The sequence below is a fragment of the Desulfosporosinus burensis genome, from assembly GCF_054657535.1.
In genome coordinates, this window is sequence record NZ_BAAHYN010000095.1 from 1 (window position 1) to 395 (window position 395).

Genomic DNA, 395 nt, shown 5'->3' on the forward strand with positions numbered 1-395 from the left:
ATCGTTTCTTTTCCTGCCCAAGTTCAGCTTGATGGACCCGCTTGCCCGTGCCTGCTACATCTGCGGTAATCAGCAGTCCCATGTCAGCATGTATCACAGGAAAACGAAGAAGAAGCTCGACAAGCCCTACTCACCGATTGCCACGATCATGCTGGCCATCAACAGGCGTCAGATACCCCTTTGCGCACACTGCTTTGCTAATGTCGAAGCTGACAGGTTCCAGCTTAATCAGCTGAAACGACGATAACCCATTTGGAATATGGAGAGCCGTATGCGGTGACAAGTCGCTTGTACGGTTCGGGAAGGGGCGGGTTACTTTGCTAATCCGCCTATTTCATACTCAAAAATAAAATGCGTTGGTGTGAGAATTTCTATCTTCTCAACCAACGCATTAA

Annotated in this window: 1 pseudogene; it reads left to right on the forward strand. The window is 48.6% G+C overall.

Going from position 1 to position 395, the window contains the following annotated elements:
• A pseudogene (locus ACYQ3Q_RS28550) lies at window positions 1-247 on the forward strand (reverse transcriptase); the annotation flags it as partial.
• Between the last annotated feature and the right edge of the window lie 148 nt (window positions 248-395).